The 22,147-nt window shown below is 70.6% G+C and carries 20 protein-coding genes; 15 read left to right on the top strand and 5 right to left on the bottom strand.

The window, feature by feature from the left end; translation table 11 throughout:
• Positions 1–240: 240 nt before the first annotated feature.
• Positions 241–1,281, bottom strand: coding sequence for a helix-turn-helix transcriptional regulator (locus tag ADK36_RS35730; protein ID WP_234330005.1), 1,041 nt, complete (start codon positions 1,279–1,281; stop codon positions 241–243).
• A 289-nt stretch (positions 1,282–1,570) separates the two neighbouring features.
• On the opposite strand from ADK36_RS35730, the gene ADK36_RS35725 reads away from it, so the two are divergent.
• Positions 1,571–1,906 (top strand): hypothetical protein, encoded by a 336-nt coding sequence (locus tag ADK36_RS35725; RefSeq protein ID WP_030053980.1) that lies wholly within the window; start codon positions 1,571–1,573, stop codon positions 1,904–1,906.
• 208 nt (positions 1,907–2,114) lie between these two features.
• On the opposite strand, the gene ADK36_RS35720 is transcribed toward ADK36_RS35725, so the two are convergent.
• Positions 2,115–2,528, bottom strand: a complete 414-nt coding sequence (locus ADK36_RS35720) for a pyridoxamine 5'-phosphate oxidase family protein (RefSeq protein ID WP_048585721.1) — start codon at positions 2,526–2,528, stop codon at positions 2,115–2,117.
• A gap of 119 nt (positions 2,529–2,647) precedes the next feature.
• Between ADK36_RS35720 and clpB the strand changes: the two genes are divergently transcribed.
• Complete coding sequence (gene clpB / locus ADK36_RS35715) at positions 2,648–5,245, top strand: ATP-dependent chaperone ClpB (RefSeq protein WP_048585720.1); 2,598 nt, start codon at positions 2,648–2,650, stop codon at positions 5,243–5,245.
• Positions 5,246–5,438: 193 nt separating this feature from the next.
• Positions 5,439–5,966, top strand: coding sequence for a YbjN domain-containing protein (locus tag ADK36_RS35710; RefSeq protein WP_048585719.1), 528 nt, complete (start codon positions 5,439–5,441; stop codon positions 5,964–5,966).
• A 245-nt stretch (positions 5,967–6,211) separates the two neighbouring features.
• Here ADK36_RS35710 and ADK36_RS35705 read toward each other — a convergent pair whose 3' ends face one another.
• Both ADK36_RS35705 and ADK36_RS35700 read right to left on the bottom strand, forming a co-directional pair.
• Positions 6,212–7,402 (bottom strand): pyridoxal phosphate-dependent aminotransferase, encoded by a 1,191-nt coding sequence (locus ADK36_RS35705; protein ID WP_048585718.1) that lies wholly within the window; start codon positions 7,400–7,402, stop codon positions 6,212–6,214.
• A gap of 81 nt (positions 7,403–7,483) precedes the next feature.
• Complete coding sequence (locus ADK36_RS35700) at positions 7,484–7,945, bottom strand: hypothetical protein (RefSeq protein ID WP_159029299.1); 462 nt, start codon at positions 7,943–7,945, stop codon at positions 7,484–7,486.
• A gap of 1,036 nt (positions 7,946–8,981) precedes the next feature.
• Between ADK36_RS35700 and ADK36_RS47090 the strand changes: the two genes are divergently transcribed.
• The 11 genes from ADK36_RS47090 (at position 8,982) to kynU (ending at position 20,228) form a co-directional block, all read left to right on the top strand.
• Positions 8,982–9,248, top strand: coding sequence for a hypothetical protein (locus ADK36_RS47090; RefSeq protein WP_078916614.1), 267 nt, complete (start codon positions 8,982–8,984; stop codon positions 9,246–9,248).
• A 408-nt stretch (positions 9,249–9,656) separates the two neighbouring features.
• Positions 9,657–10,214: a DUF2617 family protein gene (locus ADK36_RS35695; protein ID WP_048585716.1), complete on the top strand. Its 558-nt coding sequence runs from the start codon at positions 9,657–9,659 to the stop codon at positions 10,212–10,214.
• Between the two features lie 87 nt (positions 10,215–10,301).
• Complete coding sequence (locus ADK36_RS35690; protein ID WP_048585715.1) at positions 10,302–11,969, top strand: polyamine aminopropyltransferase; 1,668 nt, start codon at positions 10,302–10,304, stop codon at positions 11,967–11,969.
• 106 nt (positions 11,970–12,075) lie between these two features.
• Positions 12,076–12,918, top strand: coding sequence for an SRPBCC domain-containing protein (locus tag ADK36_RS35685; protein WP_053200541.1), 843 nt, complete (start codon positions 12,076–12,078; stop codon positions 12,916–12,918).
• Positions 12,919–13,066: 148 nt separating this feature from the next.
• Entirely contained in the window at positions 13,067–13,864 is a 798-nt protein-coding gene (locus ADK36_RS35680; protein WP_048585714.1) for an aldose epimerase, read from the top strand.
• Between the two features lie 22 nt (positions 13,865–13,886).
• Positions 13,887–14,435 carry an orotate phosphoribosyltransferase gene (gene pyrE / locus ADK36_RS35675; protein ID WP_048585713.1) on the top strand — a complete coding sequence of 183 codons (549 nt, stop codon included), beginning with the start codon at positions 13,887–13,889 and terminating at the stop codon, positions 14,433–14,435.
• Positions 14,436–14,608: 173 nt separating this feature from the next.
• Positions 14,609–15,631, top strand: coding sequence for a class II fructose-bisphosphate aldolase (gene fbaA, locus ADK36_RS35670; RefSeq protein WP_048585712.1), 1,023 nt, complete (start codon positions 14,609–14,611; stop codon positions 15,629–15,631).
• Positions 15,632–15,739: 108 nt separating this feature from the next.
• Entirely contained in the window at positions 15,740–17,212 is a 1,473-nt protein-coding gene (locus ADK36_RS35665; RefSeq protein WP_048585711.1) for an MFS transporter, read from the top strand.
• A 406-nt stretch (positions 17,213–17,618) separates the two neighbouring features.
• A complete protein-coding gene (locus tag ADK36_RS35660; RefSeq protein ID WP_048585710.1) occupies positions 17,619–18,032 on the top strand; it encodes a DUF3151 domain-containing protein in 414 nt (137 codons plus the stop codon).
• A 146-nt stretch (positions 18,033–18,178) separates the two neighbouring features.
• Positions 18,179–19,051 carry a tryptophan 2,3-dioxygenase family protein gene (locus ADK36_RS35655; RefSeq protein ID WP_048585709.1) on the top strand — a complete coding sequence of 291 codons (873 nt, stop codon included), beginning with the start codon at positions 18,179–18,181 and terminating at the stop codon, positions 19,049–19,051.
• Positions 19,044–20,228, top strand: coding sequence for a kynureninase (kynU, locus tag ADK36_RS35650; RefSeq protein ID WP_048585708.1), 1,185 nt, complete (start codon positions 19,044–19,046; stop codon positions 20,226–20,228). Before ADK36_RS35655 ends, kynU begins: the two co-directional genes overlap by 8 nt.
• A gap of 72 nt (positions 20,229–20,300) precedes the next feature.
• Here the strand turns inward: kynU and ADK36_RS35645 are convergent, their stop codons facing one another.
• Positions 20,301–20,903: a TetR/AcrR family transcriptional regulator gene (locus ADK36_RS35645; protein WP_048585707.1), complete on the bottom strand. Its 603-nt coding sequence runs from the start codon at positions 20,901–20,903 to the stop codon at positions 20,301–20,303.
• 221 nt (positions 20,904–21,124) lie between these two features.
• On the opposite strand from ADK36_RS35645, the gene ADK36_RS35640 reads away from it, so the two are divergent.
• Entirely contained in the window at positions 21,125–22,075 is a 951-nt protein-coding gene (locus ADK36_RS35640) for an alpha/beta hydrolase (RefSeq protein WP_053200518.1), read from the top strand.
• Positions 22,076–22,147: the final 72 nt, after the last annotated feature.

The following is a 22,147-nucleotide window of genomic DNA, read 5'->3' as shown; positions in this document are numbered from 1 at the left end:
CGAGGAGTCGTTCGGAGACCTCGTCGAGGATGCGAACCTGGACATCGTCCACGAACTGTCCGTAACGGGCGATCAGGCGGGCGAGTGGCACAGGGGGTCATGGTAGAGGGTGCGGATGTCGCCGCCCCGGCCCAGCTTCCGTGCACGCTCGCAGCATCTGGTGCAGGGCGATCAAGGGTGCTACCGGCAAGCGCAGGCATGCCTCACGTACCTCCTCCGCTCCGTGCCGGTGTGCCTCGGTCACGAGGGGTCCCTGTTCTTCGGCACCGAGTGATCATCATCCAGAATTCCGGACTGGGCGATGAGGTAGCCGAGCTGGGCGCGGCTGCCGCTCCCCAGTGCGGTGGCCAACTTGGCTATGTGGGCTCGGCAAGTGCGCACGTTCATGCCCAGACGGCGGGCTATGGCCTCGTCGACGTGGCCCTCCACGAGGAGCTTGGCGATGGAGTGCTGGATGTCGGTGATGCCGTCCGGGTCGATCTCGTAGGGTGTGCCCGCCTGTAGCGGCACAGCGCGTGCCCACATGAATTCGAAGACCTTGATCAGGTAGCGGACCAGGCCCGGATGACGGAGTTCCAGTGCCACTTGGCGGTCGTCACGGATGGGGATGAAAGCGACGCTCTCGTCGCACACGATGAGGCGCTCGACGAGTTCGTCGATGGTGCGGTACTCCACTTTGCCCTGGGTGAACTGGTCCATGTAGGCCAGCCGGTCGGGTATGTATCTGGCTGTGTGCTGGTACAGAGTCCGGATCCGCACCCCACGTTCGATCAGTGGCTTGTCGCGCTCCAACGCCTCAAGGAGCCTGTTCTCGGGGCTGCGGCGGCCGCTCGGCTGGACTGTGAGCATCTCGGTCCGGCACTGGACCGTCGCCAGATCGAGCGCCGCGTTGATGCGGTCCAGACCCTCCAGCACTGTTATCGAATGAGTGGGAGCGGCGTCCTGGGCGCCGAGGCTCATGAATGGCTCGAAGACCTCGGCGAGTGCGATCGACATCCGCCGCTGTTCCGTGATCTCGCGCTCTATCGGGTTGAGCCGCCGGGCCAGGGCGACGGAGGGGGGAACGGGGCGCAGCCACTTCGCGTCGTCGGGATCAGGGTGAAGGAGGGCGAACTCCGTCAGACACGGAGCAGCTTCCACATCCGACCGCAGAATGCGGCCGTTGCGCAGAGCGGTCGCATATAGGCGGCTTCCATCCTCACACAGCTCGGTCACCGCATGGGGATGTGTCGCTTTAGTCCCACTTGTTGCCAAATCTCCACCCCCCAGGGTCCTGAACATGCAGGAACATGATGCATCGATTGTGTGGCCATGACGTGCCTGAATGAGCCATCGTCTTATCCGACGGGGGAAGAGGGGACCTTCAAGTGAGGACGAAGCCGACTATGCGTAAGAGAATGCTTCGCTCGGTACTTGTTGCCGCCTTCTCCGCCGTTGCGGCCTTCGGAACTGTGGCAGGCCTCTCCGGTGTGACAAGTGACGTGCACAAGGTGGGTGGCGTGCAGTCCGTGGTCGTCGCGGCCGACGGTGAAACGCCGGTCCCCATGGACAGCAGGTGGGACTGATCGCGATGACGACGCCACCCGACGACCGCTCCTTCCGTAGAGAAATGGCCACCGCCTACCGCTCCGGCTGGCACTTCATCGACCTGGTCACCGCGATCCCCCACGCCGGTGACTCACTGATGGTGACCGTCTTCGGCGAGCCGGTCGTCGTCACGCGGGACGAGGACGAGGACGTGCGGGCGTACCGGTGTCTGCGGCGGCCTCGGGGGGCGCCGCAGCCTGTGCGGTGTGCCATCCGATACGGAATGATCTTCGTCAACCTCGACCAGCGCGACCACCGTCTGGTGGAACCGGAGGCTCCGGCCCCAAGGACCATCTCAGCCACCCCCCGCAGTGCCTGACGCGATTCCCCCGTCGTAACAGATCGCTCAGGTGCTTCCCCCCGCAGCGGCGTCACCGTGACCTGAACACGGTGACGCCGCTGCAGTTTTGCGGGGACATTTCCCTTCATGCGCCTGCTGAGGCGGTGGCCGAAACCGGTCGCCCGGTATCCGGCCGCCCGGGATGCGGCCGTCCGGCGTCCAGCCGCCCCGTCCGCGGCCCTCGGCGTCACCCCCGCCCCATCGCCCGGGTCAGCGCGATCTCGATGACCACCCTCTCCGGATTCGGCCTGGGGGTCCGCCCGTATCGCTCCGCGTACCGCCGCTCCGCGTCCGCGACCTGCTCCGGCTCGGTCCGGATGGAAGCCCGGCCCTCCAGCGTCGCCCATCGCCGCCCCTCCATCTGGCAGACCGCGACCCGTGCCCCGTCGGGGCCGGCGGCCAGTACATGGCGTACCTTCGCGCTCGACTTGCTCGTGATCACTCGAGCCAGCCGCGCCTCGGGGTCGTATGTGACTCCGACGGGTACGACATGTGGGGTGCCGTCCGGGCGCAGGGTGGTCAGGGTGCAGACGTGCTTCTCCTGCCAGAAGGTGAGGTACGGCGCGTCCGGCGCGCCCGGGTCCTGTGGGTGTGCGGCCATGACCCGGAACCTAGCCGCCGTCCACCTCCCCCGACTACCTTGAGCGGAATAGACTCAACTTTGTGTACGCTGACTCAGTCAGTACTGGGAGAGGCTGACGCCAGGAGGAGAACGCCAACGTGGACGCCGAGCTGACCAACAGGAGCCGGGACGCGATCAACGCGGCCAGCAACCGGGCCCTGACCGAGGGACACGCGGACCTCACCCCCGCCCATCTGCTCCTCGCTCTGCTCCAGGGGCAGGACAACGAGAACGTCGTCGATCTGCTGGCGGCCGTCGACGCCGACCAGGCATCCATCCGGGCCGGCGCGGACAAGGCGCTCGCCGCGCTGCCCAGCGTGACCGGATCCACCGTCGCGCCCCCGCAGCCCAACCGTGAGCTGCTCGCCGTGATCGCGGACGCCCAGGCACGGGCCAAGGAGCTCGGGGACGAGTACCTCTCCACCGAGCACCTGCTCATCGGTATCGCCGCCAAGGGCGGCCAGGCCGGTGAGGTGCTCACCCGGCAGGGCGCCAGTGCGAAGAAGCTGCTCGACGCCTTCCAGAAGGCCCGTGGCGGGCGGCGCGTGACCACCGCCGACCCCGAGGGGCAGTACAAGGCGCTGGAGAAGTTCGGGACCGACTTCACCGCCGCCGCGCGGGAGGGCAAGCTCGATCCCGTCATCGGGCGGGACCAGGAGATCCGGCGGGTCGTGCAGGTGCTCAGCCGCCGTACCAAGAACAATCCCGTCCTCATCGGTGAGCCGGGCGTGGGCAAGACCGCCGTCGTGGAAGGGCTGGCCCAGCGGATCGTCAAGGGGGACGTGCCCGAGTCCCTCAAGAACAAGCGGCTGGTCGCGCTCGACCTGGGGGCCATGGTCGCCGGGGCCAAGTACCGGGGTGAGTTCGAGGAGCGGCTGAAGACCGTGCTCGCGGAGATCAAGGACTCCGACGGGCAGATCATCACCTTCATCGACGAGCTGCACACCGTCGTGGGCGCCGGTGCCGGCGGCGACTCGGCCATGGACGCCGGGAACATGCTCAAGCCGATGCTCGCCCGCGGCGAACTGCGCATGGTCGGCGCCACCACCCTCGACGAGTACCGCGAGCGGATCGAGAAGGACCCCGCCCTGGAGCGGCGGTTCCAGCAGGTCCTGGTCGCCGAGCCGACCGTCGAGGACACCATCGCGATCCTGCGCGGTCTGAAGGGGCGGTACGAGGCCCACCACAAGGTGCAGATCGCGGACAGTGCGCTGGTGGCGGCCGCGACGCTCTCCGACCGGTACATCACCTCCCGGTTCCTGCCCGACAAGGCCATCGACCTCGTCGACGAGGCCGCCTCCCGGCTCCGGATGGAGATCGACTCCTCCCCCGTCGAGATCGACGAACTCCAGCGGTCGGTGGACCGGCTGAAGATGGAGGAGCTGGCGATCGGCAAGGAGACCGATCCGGCCTCCCGCGAGCGGCTGGAGAAGCTGCGCCGCGACCTCGCCGACAAGGAGGAGGAGCTGCGCGGTCTGACCGCCCGCTGGGAGAAGGAGAAGGAGTCCCTCAACCGCGTCGGTGAGCTCAAGGAACGGCTCGACGAGGTGCGCGGACAGGCCGAGCGCGCCCAGCGCGACGGCGACTTCGACACCGCCAGCAAGCTGCTCTACGGCGAGATCCCCACCCTGGAACGGGACCTGGAGGCCGCCTCGCAGGCCGAGGAGGAGGCCGCCAAGGACACCATGGTCAAGGAGGAGGTCGGCGCCGACGACATCGCCGACACCGTCGCCGCCTGGACCGGCATCCCCGCGGGGCGTCTCCTGGAGGGCGAGACCCAGAAACTCCTGCGCATGGAGGAGGAGCTGGGGCGTCGGCTCATCGGGCAGACGGAGGCCGTGCAGACCGTGTCCGACGCCGTACGGCGCACCCGCGCCGGCATCGCCGACCCCGACCGCCCGACCGGCTCCTTCCTCTTCCTCGGCCCGACCGGCGTCGGCAAGACCGAGCTCGCCAAGGCCCTCGCCGACTTCCTCTTCGACGACGAGCGGGCGATGGTCCGCATCGACATGTCGGAGTACGGCGAGAAGCACACCGTGGCCCGGCTGGTCGGCGCGCCCCCCGGGTACGTCGGCTACGAGGAGGGCGGCCAGCTCACCGAGGCGGTGCGGCGCAGGCCGTACAGCGTGGTGCTCCTCGACGAGGTCGAGAAGGCGCACCCCGAGGTCTTCGACATCCTCCTCCAGGTGCTGGACGACGGACGGCTGACGGACGGCCAGGGCCGTACGGTCGACTTCCGCAACGCCATCCTGGTGCTGACGTCCAACCTGGGCAGCCAGTTCCTGGTCGACCCGGTCACGAGCGAGGCGGAGAAGAAGGAGCAGGTGCTGGAGGTGGTCCGCACCTCCTTCAAGCCGGAGTTCCTCAACCGGCTCGACGACCTCGTGGTCTTCTCGGCCCTGACCAAGGACGAGCTGAGCCGGATCGCCCGGCTCCAGATCGACCGGCTCGCCAAGCGGCTGGCCGAGCGGCGCCTCACCCTGGAGATCACCGACGAGGCCCTGGCCTGGCTCGCCGACGAGGGCAACGACCCGGCCTACGGCGCCCGCCCTCTGCGCCGACTGGTCCAGACCGCCATCGGCGACCGGCTGGCCAAGGAGATCCTGTCGGGCGAGGTCAAGGACGGCGACACGGTGCGCGTGGACGCGTTCGGGGACGGCCTGATCGTCGGGCCGGCGACCGGAAAGACCCTGTGACCCGGAAGGCCCCGCGGCCCGGAAAGTCGCTGTGACCCGGCAGGACGCCGTGATTGCGGGTACCCGGTAGGTCCGGGTACCCGACAGGAGTGACCGGATCGAGTCAGCCGAGGGCAGACAGCCCCGGCGGGGCTTGCCACGCCCCTCCCCGCATGGGGGAGGATGGCGGAATCCGTACGAAGGGAAAATCACGGTGAGCATCGACCCGTCCTCGATTCCGAACTTCGGGGGCCAGCAGCCGCAGCCCGGGCCGCCGCCCGGCCCCGTTGTCCCGGATCAGGACCTCGTGAAGCAGCTCCTCGACCAGATGGAGCTGAAGTACGTCGTCGACGACGAGGGTGACCTCGCGGCGCCGTGGGAGCAGTTCCGTACGTACTTCATGTTCCGCGGCGAGGACGACCAGCAGGTCTTCTCGGTGCGGACGTTCTACGACCGGCCCCACAAGATCGACGAGAAGCCCCAGCTTCTGGAGTCGATCGACGACTGGAACCGCCGGACCCTGTGGCCCAAGGTCTACAGCCACACGCATGACGACGGCACCGTCCGCCTGATCGGCGAGGCGCAGATGCTGATCGGCACGGGTGTGGCTCTGGAGCACTTCGTCTCGTCGACGGTCAGCTGGGTGCGGGCCGCGATCGAGTTCGACAAGTGGCTCGTCGAGCAGCTCGGCCTGGAGCAGGAGATCAACGAGGCGGAGAAGCCCGAGGAAGACGACGAATAAGCCGGCGACCAGCGGCGACAGCAGGCGTGGCCCACGGCGGCGTACCGGCGAGCATGACCGGACACGCGCCGTGGGTGAGGGAGAGCCCGGCCAGGGCACCGGCCACCACGGCCGCGTGCCGGGCCGGGCTCTCGCCGTCGGTGCTGTCGGTGCTGTCGGTGCCGTCGGCGCCATCGCGGCCATGGAGGCGCCGGATGCGCGCGCCCCGTCCACAGGCTGTGGACAACTCTCCAGGCGAGGTGGACTCAGCCCGCCAGCGACTTGAGCCGCTTCACCGCCTCCTCCAGGACCTGCGCCCGCTTGCAGAACGCGAACCGTACGAACGGCGCCCCCGCCTCCCGGTGGTCGTAGAAGACCGCGTTGGGAATGGCGACCACCCCGGCCCGCTCCGGCAGCGCACGGCAGAAGGCGAAGCCGTCGCTCTCGCCGAGGGGGCGGATGTCGGTGGTGATGAAGTAGGTGCCCGCGGGCCGGAAGACCTCGAAGCCCGCCTCCGTCAGACCCGCCGCCAGCAGGTCCCGCTTGGCCAGCATGTCCTCGCGGAAGGCCGAGAAGTAGCTGTCGGGGAGGGCGAGCGCCTCGGCGACCGCGTACTGGAACGGCCCCGACGCGACGTACGTCAGGAACTGCTTCGCCGAGCGCACCGCTGTGACCAGGCCGGGCGTCGAAGTCACCCAGCCGACCTTCCAGCCCGTGAAGGAGAAGGTCTTGCCTGCCGACCCGATGGTCACCGTCCGCTCCCGCATCCCCGGGAAGGTGGCGAGCGGCAGGTGCTCGGAGTCGTCGAAGACCAGGTGCTCGTACACCTCGTCGGTCACGACCAGCAGGTCCCGCTCGACCGCCAGCTCGGCGATCGCCGCCAGCTCCGCACGGGTGAGGACGGTGCCGGTGGGGTTGTGCGGGGTGTTGACGAGCAGCAGCCGGGTGCGGTCGGTGACGGCGGCGCGCAGCTCGTCGAGGTCCAGGCGGAAGCTGCCCTCGTGCGGGCGCAGGGTGACCGGCACGCGCGTGCCGCCCGCCATGGCGATCGAGGCCGCGTAGGAGTCGTAGTACGGCTCGAAGGCGATGACCTCGTCGCCCGGCTCCAGCAGCGCGAGCAGCGTGGCCGCGATGGCCTCGGTGGCGCCCGCGGTGACCAGGACCTCGGTGTCGGGGTCGTACGACAGTCCGTAGCGCCGCTCCTGGTGGGCGGCGATCGCGGTGCGCAGCTCTGGGACGCCGGGGCCGGGCGGGTACTGGTTCCCGCGTCCGTCCCGCAGGGCCCGCACGGCCGCCTCACGGACCTCCTCGGGCCCGTCGGTGTCGGGGAAGCCCTGGCCCAGGTTGATGGACCCGGTACTCAGGGCCAGCGCGGACATCTCGGCGAAGATCGTCGTCCCGAACTCGGCGAGGCGGCGGTTGAGCAGGGGGCGGCTGGTGGAGGTCATGCCGGCCATCCTCCGCCCAAGGTCTGGAGTTCCTCAACTCACGTTCACGAGGAACGGCTGCGCCGGCCTGCGAGGCGCCGCCCGCCCGGGTCAGCCGCCCGTCGCCGGGTGGGCTGCCCAGTGGGAGGAGAGCGCCGGCCACCAGTGTGGATGCTCGTTCACCACGTGAACCAGGACGGGAGCCGAGTCGCGCAGCCTCAGGGCGAAGGACTGCCACCCCCGGTATCCCTTCATCTCGGGGTTGAGCGCGTTGATCATCAGGCCGTAGTTCACCGTGTCGGCGAGCATCGCGGCGATGAGAAGAACCCGGGCACGGGCGTCCTCCTGCCTCGGAAGAGCAGCGCCCCCGAAGAAGCAGACATGTAGCTCGGGCTGTGCCGCGATCAGGCTCTCGACGTGGTGCAGCCGTTCCATTCCGTTGTAGATCGCGGCCGCACCCGCGACGCCGTTGCTGATTCTTGTCTGTCGTGTGAGTTCACGCGTCTGCCACGCCGACACGAGCAAGGACGCCACAACCCCGATGGCCGCGATCAGCCCGAATATGTCGGTCACTTCGGTCCCCCCGGATCGGAAGTACCGGGGCATTACCCGCGCCCGGAGATCCAGTAACGAGGCTGCCCGGTCGCTTCGACGATTCTCGGGGCGGCTCGTCACGCAGGTCACCAAGTCATAGCCAAGGCGCCCTACTCGGTGGCAGACCATCTGGCGAACCCTGGCGAACCGTGGCGAACAGTCCCTCGTCACCCACACCCCAGGTAGGTTGCGAGAACGGCTTCTGTCTCCGCACGGCTCCCTGGCTCGACTCGGCCAGGAGCCAACTGGATCGCTTGTGCGCTCAGTTGGAGGTAACGACAGACAGGAGCCGGCACGATGGGGCGACCCAAGCAGAGGAAGCGCCGCCGACGCCCGAAGAGGGACTGGATCGAGTTGGCGGTGGTGGTCCTCGGAGCGGTCACTGCCATCGCGGGGTGCGCTGAACGGTTCCTTCACTGACCTGGTGAAGGGATCGGGCGCTCCGGCCGATTCGGACGGGTGCTGAGTGAGCCCGGCCGGGATCTAGTCGGCCGGGCTCACAATGCCCCGCGCGCGAGGTCTGGCTCCGGGTGGATCCGGGGCCAGGCACTCGTGGATCACGCGGGAGTCTTGGGTGTTCGAGAGCGCACAGCGTTCGTCCGAGAGCCATGGCGGTTGCTCCGGATATGACCTTGATACTACAGCCGCCCTGCCTGCGATTACCTGTGCTGATGCACGTTTTCGCAGGTCAGCGGGGTGGCGCAAAAGCCTGGCGGTCAGTGGCGAAGCCATGCGAATATTTCTGGCGCTCACCGTTTACGCAGGTCAGCGCGTTGCATGGGTAGCGCAAAGTCTAGCGAACGGGTAGCGAAGGGTGGCGAATCCAGGGCCGTACCGACAGGCTCTTTCGCCTGGGACAGCTGCCTCGGTCACCCTCGCCAAGAAGCCTCTGAAGTTCCTCAACTCTGCTTTGGGTCACGAGACGGACGGGCATCTCCCTCCCACGCACCGAGCGGGAGGCGCCCACGGGGGGACGCCTCGGTCCGCTTCGGGGGATCGGAAGGAGGCTGACGCCATGGCCACAATCATCGTGGGGGCGCTGGTCGCAGTGATGTTCGTCGTGATCGTCGTGTCCGTCGCGCGCCGCAGCGCACGTCCGGCCCACCGTTCGCACGGTCGCCGGGCGCACTCGCACGACAGCGGGGGCGGCAGCAGCTGGTGGGCCGGCGGGGGAGACGGCGGCTCGGGTGGCTCGTCCTGCGGAGGCGGCTCGTCGTCCTGCGGCGGCGGGTCGTCCTGCGGAGGCGGCGGCGGGGGCGGATGTGGTGGCGGAGGCAGCTGACACGGGGCAGCTGAGCTCCCCGAGAAGGGGGAACCGCATCCGGACGGAGCGGGGCCGGTATCTGGTTACCGGCCCCGCTTCGCCGCTTTCCGCGCGCCCCCATGTACGGCTTTTCATACGGCTCTTGCAGAGGGCGGGTGCGCCCCGGCGTACGCCGGAGTTGAACAGTTGAGCTGATAAGCCCTCTGAGGGATGGAAACCCTACGAACTTGGGTAAAAACGCTGTGACGGCGCCGCAGTTCATGATTCAGTGAAATTCACCAACGCAGCCCCTCGGAGTCCCGCGGACACCCCTTCTGACCGGCCGACTGGGCTGACCGGGCCGTCCTCCCGGTGTCGGCCGGGGTGCGCCGCCGGAGACCGACACCTCCCTCACTCCCTTTCTTTGCGTGCTTGCGGAGCCGACCCATGCTCAGGACCCTGAACACCGCCTATACCGACACGCGCGCGACCGACCTCGCCTGGGCCCTGGGGCGGGAACCGCTGCCCGCACTGGCCGCCCTCGACCTCGAACTGACCGGGGCGAAGCTTCAGTTGAGACTGCTCGGCGCGTCCCACCAGGTGCTTCTGGAGGAGGAGCGCGGCATCTGTTCGGAGACGGTGGCCTGTATGCCCGGCAGCAGCACGCCCCTGCCGCTCGGAGTGGCCAAGCGGGTGGGGGACTGGGAGTACGAGTTCGCGGCCCGCGTGGAGGTGCTGTCGCCGGGTCAGTTCGCGGGCCGGGCACAGGAGTTGCTGGCCCTGGTCGCCGACCATCCGCACGGCCTCGCCGGAGTGTTCCCCGGCAGCCCGCACGCCTTCACCGCGATGCTGGCCCAGTACCACGAGGGGCAGATGCACTGGCGGACCTGGCACGCGTATCCGCAGGACGGGCAGTTGGTGGCCACGCGGACGAGGGTGGGGGTGCGGATGGTCACGGGTGCGCCTCGGGGTCGGTCCGGTTCCTTCAGCTCGTCCGGCATCTGATCAGGGCGCGGAGGCAAACGTCCCCCGCGTCAACAACACACGTGTGGGTGACCCAGCGTGCCCTAGCCGTAACGTACCGTCGGCAGCGTGATCGAGCCGCACGCCCCCGCCCCGCCCGGTGCCCCGCCGCCCTGGGGCGGCCCCGCGCGGCTCCCGGTCCGGCCGGGCACGGGGCGGTTCCTGGTGCTCGCGGGCGTCTTCGTCTGCGCCGCCTGCGGACTGGTGTACGAGCTCGAACTCGTCGCCCTCGCCTCGTACCTGATCGGCGACTCGGTCACCCAGGCCTCCGTCGTCCTGTCCGTCATGGTCTTCGCGATGGGTGTCGGCTCCCTCGTCGCGAAGCGCCTGCGCCCGCTCGCGGCGGCCGGCTTCGGCGCCATCGAGGCCGTCCTCGCCCTGGTCGGCGGCTCCAGCGCGCTGGCCCTGTACGCCGTCTTCGCCTGGACCGGCGGCTGGGGCGGAATGTGGGCCAATGGCCCCCGCTGTCTCCTCGTCGCCTTCTCCCTCACCATCGGCCTGCTGATCGGCGCCGAGATCCCACTGCTGATGGAGCTGATCCAGCGCATCCGGCGCCAGGACCCGGGCGGCGCGGTGGCCGACCTGTTCGCCGCGGACTACGTCGGAGCGCTCGTCGGCGGCCTGGCCTTCCCGTTCCTTCTCCTGCCCCTGCTGGGCCAGTTGACCTCGGCCCTGATCACCGGCGCCGTCAACGCCGTCGTGGGCGGCGCGCTCGTCCTCGGCCTGTTCCGGCGGGACCTCACGCGCCGTGCCCGCTGGCTGCTGGTGATCGCCAACGTCACCGTGCTCGGCGTCCTCGCCTCGGCCGCCGTACTCGTCGACGACTTCGAACGGGCGGCACGGCACGCGGTGTACGGGCGGGAGGTGCGCGTGGCGGTCCAGACCGACGTCCAGGAGGTCGTCATCACCGGCGGCACCCACGGCCGTCCGCTCGACCTGTTCCTCGACGGCCGCCTGCGGGTCAGCGGCCGCGACGAACGCCGCTACCACGAGGCGCTGGTCCACCCCGCGATGAGCGGCGAGCACACGCGCGTGCTGATTCTGGGCGGCGGCGACGGGCTGGCGGCGCGGGAGGTGCTGCGTCATCCGGGGGTGCACCGGGTCGATGTCGTCGAGGTCGACCCCGGGGTGGTGCGGCTGGCGCGCCGGGACGCTCCGCTGTCCCGGCTCAACGGGCATGTGTACGACGACGACCGCGTCCACGTCATGACCGACGACGCCTTCCACTGGCTGCGGGTGGCGCCCCCGGAGACGTACGACGTCGTCATCTCGGACCTGCCCGACCCTGGCATCACGGCCAGTACGAAGCTGTACTCGCAGGAGTTCTACGGCCTGGCCCGCCGCGTCCTGACCCCGGCCGGCCGCCTGGCCGTCCACGCCGGGCCGGTCTCCTCCCGCCCTCGTGTCTTCTGGACGGTCGACACGACCCTGCGCGCCGCGGGGCTGCGCACCGCCGTGTACCGCGTCAGAGGCTCCAGCACCGGAGGCCGTGACTCCGGCTTCACGGCGGGGCCCGACCGCTCGGCGGGCCCGACGCGAGCGCCGTACGACTGGGGGTTCCTCCTGGCGGGCCGGGGGGAGCGTCCGGCGCTACGGCTCGGGGCGGGGGAGGGTTCGCCGCGGGTCGGGACGCTTTCGCGGGCCGGGCTGGCGGCGGGTGCACGGGCGGCGGAGGAGACGCGGGTCCGGGGGGTGCCTGCGTCGACGCTGGTGCATCCGCGGTATTCGCGGCACTGAGGTGCCGCGGGCGGGGCGGGGAGCATACGCCCGACGGGAGGGCGGCCGGGGAGATTCCCCTGATGTGTGGGTGCGCTTCGCGCCATGCTGGGTAGGCTCGGGCCTCATGGAGCATGAGGTGTTCGTTCCGGTTGCGGCCGAGCGGCTCAGGGAGGTGCTGGCCGATCCCGTGCGGGTGGCCCGGGCGGTCCCCGGGCTCCAGCAGGACGCCGGGGCCGAGCCCGTTGCCGGGCGGTTGAAGGTGCGGGTCGGTGGTCACACCATCACGTATCGGGGTGCCGCGCGGGTGTCCGCGCGGGAGGACGGTTCGTACGCCGTCGAGGGGGACGCCACCGAGGCGCGGGGGACCGGGTCGGTGAAGCTCGCGCTCACGGTGTGGGTTCGGGAGGCCGATGCCGACGAGGGCCCGGGCGCCACGGTGCGGTTCGAGGGGTCGGCTTCCGCGGACGGGCGCGTTGCGGAGTTCTCTGCGGAAGCGGTCGGGTCGGCCGTGGGGCGGCTGCTGAACCGTTTCGGGGAGCAGCTGGGGGTGGTGGCGGGCCAGGAGGGGGACGCTGACGACGCCCAGGAGGGCTTGGCTCCCGGGGAGTTCGAGACTCGGGTCACCAGCGACTTCGAGACGACGCCGGATGCGGATGACGACGCGGTGCCTGGGCCTGCGGCGCCTGGGCCTGCGGCGCCTGAGCCGGAGGCTGAAGTGGGCGCCCCCGCGGATGCCGACGCCGGTGCCGGTGAGCCTCCCGTTGCTGAGGCGGCTCATGCTCGGCGGACGATGATCGGGCGTAGTGCGGAGGAAGTGGATCATGCGCCGCCGCGGGGGCGGTATGCGCCGGTTCCCGCGCCGCAGACGGTGGTGCCGGGGTCAACGTTGCGGTGGGCTGCTCCGGCGGCGGCTGTGGTGTTGGCTTCGGCGATCGTGGTGAGTCGGGTGATCCGGCGGCGGCGCTGAGTTCTTCGCCCCCGCCGCCCCTATCCGTCCCATCCCTTGAAAGGGGCTCCGCCCCCTGGACCCCCATCGGCCTGCGGCCTCGTCCTCAAACACCGGACGGGCTGAAATGGCCGGCCCCTCCCCGTGATCGCCCCAGTAGGGTCGTCCCGTGAGTAGCGAACACATCACGCTGACCGCGGGTGACGCGGAGGTGGACGTGCTGCCGGGGAACGGTGGGCGGGTCGGGGGGCTGCGGGTCGCGGGGACGGAGCTGTTGCGGCAAGGGGAGCGGTTCGGGTGTTTTCCGATGGTCCCCTGGTGCGGCCGGATCCGGGAGGGACGGTTCCTGGACGGTGCCGTCGTGCGGCAGCTGCCGCTCAACGCGCCGCCGCACGCCATCCACGGCACGGCCCGGGACGGTGACTGGAAGGTCGCCCGGGTCGTCGGTGACGAGGCCGTCATCACGTACGACCTGGTCGAGCCGTGGCCCTACGCCGGCCGTGTCACCCAGATCGTGCGGCTGGGAGCGGACAGCCTCACGCTGACCATGTCCGTCGAGACGTACGAGACGTCCTTCCCGGCCCAGATCGGCTGGCATCCCTGGTTCAACCGGAACCTCGGCGGGGAGGGGGCGCAGGATGTCCGTCTCGACTTCAGCCCGGAGTGGCAGGAGGAGCGCGGGGACGATCACCTTCCCACCGGGAACCGGATCGCCCCCCTCCCCGGGCCCTGGGACGACTGCTTCGGGATGCCCGGGGGTGTCGACGTCACGCTCACCTGGCCGGGGCAGCTGGAGCTGAAGGTGACCAGCCGGGACGAGTGGGTCGTCGTGTACGACGAGCAGGAGGCCGCCGTCTGCGTCGAGCCGCAGACCGGGCCGCCCAACGGGCTCAACACCCTGCCTCGCCTGGTCACGCCCCTGGAGCCGCTCGAGGCCACGACCGTCTGGAGCTGGCGGCGGCTGTGAGCGGGGCCCTTAAGCTGGCCGCATGACTGACGTACGTGGCGAGCTGCTGCAGCAGATCAAGGACAAGGCCGTGGTGCACGGCAAGGTGACCCTGTCTTCGGGGCTGGAAGCCGACTACTACGTCGATCTCCGGCGTATCACTCTTGACGGGGAGGCCGCTCCGCTGGTCGGGCAGGTGCTGCTCGACCTGACCGAGGAGCTGGAGTTCGACGCGGTCGGCGGGCTCACCATGGGCGCCGACCCCGTCGCCGCCGCCATGCTGCACGCCGCCGCCGCGCGCGGAAAGCGGCTGGACGCCTTCGTCGTACGGAAGGCCGCCAAGGCGCACGGGCTCCAGCGGCGGGTCGAGGGGCCCGACATCGCGGGGCGGCGCGTGCTCGTCGTCGAGGACACCTCCACCACCGGGGGCTCCCCGCTCACCGCCGTGGAGGCCGTGCGGGAGGCGGGCGCCGAGGTCGTCGGCGTCGCGACGATCGTCGACCGGGCCACCGGCGCCGCGGAGAAGATCCAGGAGGGGGCCCAAGTGCCTTATCTCTTCGCCTACTCCAAGGACGAACTCGGCCTGGACTGACCGAGATCCCGAACCGGCGGCCGTCTCGGCTGGTGACAGGCGCTCGGAGCATCCCGGTTCGTCTGGAAAGATGGGGCCGACGATGACGTCGCACCCCCCAAGGTCTAGGTCAGGGCCGTAAGAAGCAAGCAGTAACGCAGTACGTCAACCCGCACACTCCAAGGAGCGGACAGATGCCCATCGCAACCCCCGAGGTCTACAACGAGATGCTCGACCGGGCGAAGGCAGGCAAGTTCGCCTACCCGGCCATCAACGTGACCTCCTCCCAGACCCTGCACGCGGCCCTGCGCGGCTTCGCGGAGGCGGAGAGCGACGGCATCATCCAGATTTCCACGGGTGGTGCGGAGTTCCTCGGCGGCCAGCACAGCAAGGACATGGTCACCGGCGCGGTCGCCCTGGCCGAGTTCGCGCACATCGTCGCCAAGAAGTACGACATCACCGTCGCCCTGCACACGGACCACTGCCCGAAGGACAAGCTCGACGGGTACGTACGGCCGCTGCTCGCCGTGTCCGAGGAGCGCGTCGCGCGCGGCGAGAACCCGCTGTTCCAGTCGCACATGTGGGACGGTTCCGCCGAGACCCTCGCCGACAACCTGTCCATCGCGCAGGAACTGCTGGAGCGCGCCCGCGCCGCGAAGATCATCCTTGAGGTCGAGATCACCCCGACCGGTGGCGAGGAGGACGGCGTCTCGCACGAGATCAACGACTCGCTGTACACGACCGTCGACGACGCGATCCGGACCGTCGAGGCCCTCGGCCTCGGTGAGAAGGGGCGCTACCTGCTCGCCGCCTCCTTCGGCAACGTCCACGGTGTGTACAAGCCGGGCAACGTCGTGCTCCGCCCCGAGCTGCTGAAGGAGCTGAACGACGGCGTCGCCGCCAAGTACGGCAAGGCGTCCCCGTTCGACTTCGTCTTCCACGGCGGCTCCGGCTCCTCCGCCGAGGAGATCGCGACCGCGCTGGAGAACGGCGTCGTCAAGATGAACATCGACACCGACACGCAGTACGCCTTCACGCGTCCGGTGGCGGCCCACATGTTCCAGAACTACGACGGTGTCCTGAAGGTCGACGGCGAGGTCGGCAACAAGAAGACCTACGACCCGCGGACCTGGGGCAAGCTCGCCGAGGCGAGCATGGCCGCCCGCGTGACGGAGGCCTGCTCGAACCTGCGCTCGACGGGCACGAAGATCAAGTAGTGGATCAGTAGTAGATCGAGTAGTTCTCCGGGTCTCTCTCGGGACCTCTCGGGAACTTCCGAGCCCGGCGCCTGTCTGCGGCGCCGGGCTCGCTGTATACCTGGGGGCATGCCCGACGTCCGGCTGGCCTCACCGCGGGGCAGGTGGATCCTGCTCACCACCGTTCTCGGCTCCAGCATGGCGATGCTGGACTCGACCGTCGTCAACGTCGCCCTTCCGCGCATCGGCCGTGACCTCGACGCCGACCTCGCGGCGCTCCAGTGGACGGTCAACGCGTACATGCTCACGCTGGCCGGGCTGATCCTGCTGGGCGGCTCGCTGGGGGACCGGTACGGGCGCCGCAAGATCTTCGTCGTGGGTGTCGTGTGGTTCGCGGCGGCCTCGCTGCTGTGCGGGATCGCCCCGAACGCCGGGACGCTCGTCGCCGCCAGGGCGTTGCAGGGGATCGGCGGGGCGCTCCTCACGCCGGGTTCGCTCGCGCTCATCCAGGCGTCCTTCCATCCCGACGACCGGGGGCGGGCCGTGGGCCTGTGGTCCGGTTTCGGGGGCATCGGCGCCGCGGTGGGCCCGTTCCTGGGCGGCTGGCTGGTGGACGGGCCCGGCTGGCGCTGGGTGTTCCTGCTCAATGTGCCGGTGGCGCTGTTGTGCGTGCCGATCGCCGTACGACATGTCCCCGAGTCCGGGGACGGCCGCGCGCACGGCGCCCGCTTCGACGTACTGGGCGCGGTGCTGGGCGCACTGTCCCTCGCCCTGGTGACCTACGCGCTGATCGAGGCCCAGGAGGGCTCGCTGGTCGTGACCCTCACGGCGGTCGCGGGCGTGGCGGCCGGGGTCGCCTTCGTGTCCGTCGAGCGGCGTCGCCCCGACCCGATGATGCCGCTCGACATCTTCAGATCCCGCCAGTTCACGGCGGTCAACCTCGTCACCCTGTGCGTCTACGCGGCTTTCGGCGGCTTCTTCTTCCTCGGCGCCCTCCAGCTCCAGGTCGTCGTCGGCTACTCGGCTCTCGGCGCCGGTACGGCCCTGCTGCCGACGACCGCCCTGATGCTGCTGTTCTCGGCCCGCTCGGGCGCCCTCGCCGACCGGATCGGTCCGCGCATCCCGCTGACGGTGGGGCCGCTGTTGTGCGCGGCCGGGATGCTGCTGATGCTGCGGGTGGGCCCGGACGCCTCGTACCTCCTCGACGTGCTGCCAGCCCTGCTGGTCCTCGGCCTCGGCATGGTCACCCTGGTGGCGCCCTTGACCGCCACGGTCCTGGCCTCCGTCGGCACCGCCCGTGCGGGCCTGGCCAGCGGCGTCAACAACGCGGCGGCCCGAGCGGCGGGGCTGGTCGCGGTCGCGGCGCTGCCGTTGCTCGCCGGGATGGGGGAGGAGGCGTACCGTTCGCCGGCCGCCTTCGACGACTCGTTCGAGCTGGCGATGGTGTGGTGTGCGGGCGCGCTGGTCGTCGGGGCCGCGGTGGCCTTCGCGACGGTGCGGCCGCTGCCGCCGGACTGCCGCAAGCCGGAGTGCCTCCACCACGGGTCGATCACGGCGCCGCCGCTGGAGGGGGTGCGGAGTAAGGGACGGCTGGGCGGATAGGCGGTTCTTCGCCCCCGCCGCCCCTACCCGTCCCGTCCCTGAGGGCTGCGCCCCCAGACCCCCGCTGTCGGCCCTGCGGGCCTCGTCCTCAAACGCCGGACGGGCTGAAGATGCCTGGACCGGCGCCGAGAAGTGACCCCTGGCGCCCGTGAGGGCGAAGCTCCCTGCGAATCCAGCCCCTCCGGCGTTTGAGGAGCGGGGTCTGGGGCGGAGCCGGAGCCCCAGAAGGGGCGCGGGACTGTATCGATGTGCGGCTCCGCCGCGTGGGCGCGACCGGCCCCCTGCCGCCCGCACCCGAAAGACAACCGGGGTCGAAGGGGCGGAGCCCCTGGGATGGGACGGGTAGGGGCAGCGGGGGCGTGGACACGGCGCACGGGGGCCCCGGTGATGGCTCACACTTGAACCCATGGCCATTCACGAAAACCTCCTCGGGGGCCCGCCCCCGACCCACCTCCCCGACGACCCCGAGCCGCGCGAGCTCCTCGCCGGCGGCACCGCCCCCGCGGACGTCGCCGCGAAGTACCCGACCTCCTCGCTGGCCTGGGCCCAGCTGGCCGACGAGGCGTTCGAGCGGGGCAGCGTCGTGGAGTCGTACGCCTACGCCCGTACGGGCTACCACCGCGGTCTGGACTCCCTGCGCCGCAGCGGCTGGAAGGGCCACGGCCCGGTCCCCTGGGAGCACGAGCCGAACCGCGGCTTCCTGCGCGCCCTGCACGCCCTCGCCCGCGCCGCCGGATCGATCGGTGAGCAGGAGGAGTACGAGCGCTGCACGCAGTTCCTGAAGGACTCCTCGCCGACGGCGGCCCAGACCCTGGGCTAGCCGGTCCGGTCCAAGGCCCGCCGGTGTGACACAGGCGGGCCTTGCGCCGTCCCAGGGGATACCTGAGGATTGCCGGGTGGGGACCGGGGCCCCTTTGCCGATAACGGCAGGGCGGACCGCTACCCGGAGTTACACAGGAGACAGCAATGTCCCAGCAGGCTCACAAGCCCGTGGAGACGTCCGTGGAGACGTCGACGGAGACTCAGGAGCCCGAGACCCCGAATCTCGACTTCGCGGGTACGACGCCGTACGAGGACTACGTCAAGGCGGACGTGCTCACCCACCTCCAGCACACCCTCTCCGACGACCCCGGAGAGATGGTCTTCCTGGTGACGACCCAGGTCATGGAGCTGTGGTTCACGGTCATCGTCCATGAGTGGGAGACCGCGGCACGCGCCCTGCGCGAGGACCGGCCGGGCGTGGCGATCGACGCCCTGAAGCGTTCCGTACGGGAACTGGACGCCCTGAACGCCTCCTGGAAGCCGCTCGGCCAGCTCACGCCGGCCCAGTTCAACGCGTACCGCAGCGCCCTTGGTGAGGGCTCCGGCTTCCAGTCGGCGATGTACCGCCGCATGGAGTTCCTGCTCGCCGAGAAGTCCGCGTCCATGCTGGTCCCGCACCGCGGCGCCCCGCGCGTCCACGCGGAACTGGAGAAGGCCCTGCACGAGCCGAGCCTCTACGACGAGGTGCTGCGCTTCCTCGCCCGGCGCGGCCACGCGATCCCGGAGAGCGTGCTGAAGCGCGACGTGTCGCAGCGGTACGAGCCGTCGGAGGCGGTGGAAGCCGTCTGGACCGACATCTACGCCGGTGACCAGAACGCCGAACTCGCCCGCCTCGGCGAGGCGTTGACAGACGTTGCCGAGCTGGTGTGGCGCTGGCGCAACGACCACCTCGTCGCCACCCGGCGCGCGATGGGCGCCAAGTCCGGCACGGGCGGCTCGGCCGGGGTGGCCTGGCTGGAGAAGCGCGCGCGGAAGAACGTCTTCCCGGAGCTGTGGACGGCGAGGTCCCATGTCTGAGCTCGTGTCCAAGGCGGACGCGCTGGACGCGGCCGACGAACTGGCCGCGGCCCGCAAGCAGTTCGTGCTCGACGACGAGGTGGTCTACCTCGACGGGAACTCCCTGGGCGCCCTCCCCGTGAACGTCCCCGGCCGTGTCGAGGACGTCGTCCGCAGGCAGTGGGGCGAGCTGCGCATCCGCTCCTGGGACGAGAGCGGCTGGTGGACCGCGCCCGAGCGGATCGGCGACCGGATCGCCCCGCTGGTCGGGGCGGCGCCGGGCCGGATCGTGGTGGGCGACTCGACAAGTGTCAATGTTTTCAAGGCACTTGTGGCGGCCGTGCGCCTCGCCGGAGACGACCGCGACGAGATCCTCGTCGACGCGACCACCTTCCCCACCGACGGGTACATCGCCGAGTCGGCGGCCCGGATGACCGGCCGGACGCTGCGGCCGGTGACGCCGGCCGAGGTGCCGGGGGCGCTGGGTGACCGTACGGCGGCCGTCCTGCTGAACCACGTCGACTACCGCACCGGCCGGCTGCACGACCTGCCGTCCCTCACCGCCGCCGTGCACGCGGCGGGGGCGTACGTCGTCTGGGACCTCTGCCACAGCGCGGGCGCGCTGCCGGTGGGGCTGGACGAGCACGGGGTCGACCTGGCGGTCGGCTGCACGTACAAGTACCTCAACGGCGGCCCCGGTTCACCGGCGTACCTGTACGTACGCCAGGGCCTTCAGGACCGCTTCGACTCCCCGCTCCCCGGCTGGAACTCCCACGCCGACCCCTTCGGCATGCGCGGCGACTTCGCACCGGCACAGGGCGCGCTGCGCGGCCGCGTCGGCACGCCGGACATCCTCTCCATGCTCGCCCTGGAGGCGGCGCTGGAGGTCTGGGACGGTGTGTCGATCAAGGCAGTGCGCGCCAAGTCGCTCGCGCTGACGGACTTCTTCCTGGAGTGCGTCGCGGCCTATGTGCCCGAAGGGCGCGTGGAGTCGGTGACTCCGGTGGCCCACGCGGAGCGCGGCAGCCAGGTGGCGCTTCGGTGCGAGGGCGCCGGGGATGTGATGAAGGCGCTCATCGAGCGGGGCGTGGTCGGCGACTTCCGCCGCCCTGACGTGCTGCGCTTCGGGTTCACGCCGTTGTACGTCGGGTTCGCGGACGTGGAGCGGGCGGCGCGGGTGTTGGCGCAGGTGCTGTAGCCCGGGGGCCCAGGGGGCCCGGGGGCGCACCCGGTGGGCCCATCCGAGGCGGGGGCATCCGGTGGGCGCCCGCTAACCGACGTACACCCCCGCCACGGCAGCCGCATGTGCCGCCCGCGCGGCGCGTTCCGCGGCGGGGGCGTCGGGGATCACCCCGGTCGTCAGCAACTGGTAGTAGAGGGGCGCCGACACCGCTCGTACGACGGCGTCGGCGTCCGTCCCGACGGGCAGCTCCCCTCGCGCCACGCCCTGTTCCACGCAGGGCGCCCACTCCGCCACCCGTACCTCATAGAACCGGCGGAGCGCCTGCGCCGTACGTTCGTCGCAGGTCGCCGCGGCGATGACGGCTCGGAACAGCGCGCCCTGCCGGGGGTCCGCCAACGTCCGTCGCACCAGTGCGGCGTTGGCCCGGAGGTCCCCCAGCGCGGACCCGGTCTCCTCGCGCGGCAGGGACTGCTCGGCCATGTCGGCGAGCAGGTCGGCCACCAGTCCGGTCACCGAGCCCCAGCGCCGGTACACGGTCGTCTTGCCGACCTCGGCACGGCGGGCGACGTCCGCGAGGTCGAGACCGTCGAAACCCTGCTCCACCAGGACGTCCCCGGCCGCTCGCAGCACGGCCGCACGGACACGCGCGGTGCGCCCTCCGGGACGTACGGTGCCGGGTTCGGCGGACATATCGGCCTCCTTGGTGCATGTGGGGGTGGGGTGGGGTGCGCACCTGAAGTGCGGCTTCCAGCGTAACGAAACAGTAGAACCGTTTACCCCTCACCCAGCGTGACATCCGCGTGTCCACGCACGTCACCCGCCTGGTACCGTCCCCGCCAACGGCCGAATCCCCACCTGGTCCGCCACCCCCGCTTTCCTCCAAAACCGTTTCGCCGCTGAGAGGTTGGAGCATGCCCGACGACGTCGCAGCAGCCCGGGCCGCCGCCGAGGAGGAGTCCGCCTTCTCGCACCCGCCCGTCGATCCCGACGCCATCGCCTCCTACGGCGACCATCCCGACCAGGTGATCGACTTCTACGCACCGCGCGGCGAGGTCGCTCCGGGCGAGCAGGTCCCGCTGGTCGTCGTCCTGCACGGCGGGGCGTGGCGGGCGCCGTACGACCGGCGGCATGTCACGCCGTTCGCGGACTTCCTCGCGCGGCGGGGGTTCGCCGTGGCGAATGTGGAGTACCGGCGGGGCGCCGCGGAAGGCGTGGGAGGCGTGGGGGCTTCCCGTACGAGCGCGGGTGACGCAGGCAGTGTGGAGGGTGGGGCGGATTCGAGTGCGGGCGGCGGTCCGGTCGCCGGACGCTGGCCGGACACCTTCGACGACATCGCCGCCGCGCTGGACGCGCTGCCCGCACTCGTACGGGAAGCCCTTCCACAGGCCGATCCGCGCCGGACCGTGCTCACCGGCCACTCGGCCGGCGGCCACCTGGCCCTCTGGGCGGCGGCCCGCCATGTCCTCCCCGTCGGCGCCGCCTGGCGCACCGACCGCCCCGCGCCGCTACGCGGTGTGGTCGCCCTGGCCCCGATCGCCGACTTCACGGTCGCCGACAAGCTGGACGTCTGCGGGGGCGCCGTGCGCCAACTCCTGGGCGGGGAAGTGGAGCTCGCCGAACGTCAGCCGTACGCCGACCCGGCGCTCCTGCTCCCGACCGGCATCGCGACGACCCTCGTCCAGGGCCGCACGGACACCGTCGTCCCGCAGGCCGTCGCCGAGTCGTACGCGGACGAGGCGGCGAAGGCGGGGGAGGTGGTCGGTCTGACATTGCTGGAGGACGTCGGTCACTTTCCGCTGATCGATCCGGCGGCGGACGCGTGCGCGGTGGTGGTGGAGGAGATCGCCCAGTTGGCGTGGTGAGGTGGGGCGGTAGGCGCGGGGGTGGCCCCCTGCATACCCGTAATACCTGAGAGCTACGTCGCAGGTGAGCTC

Origin of the sequence: Streptomyces viridochromogenes (assembly GCF_001270495.1) — a bacterium.
In the GTDB taxonomy this organism is placed as follows: Bacteria; Actinomycetota; Actinomycetes; order Streptomycetales; family Streptomycetaceae; genus Streptomyces; species Streptomyces viridochromogenes_A.
Note: the sequence above shows the minus strand (reverse complement) of the source record. Positions and strands in the feature narration are given on the sequence as shown.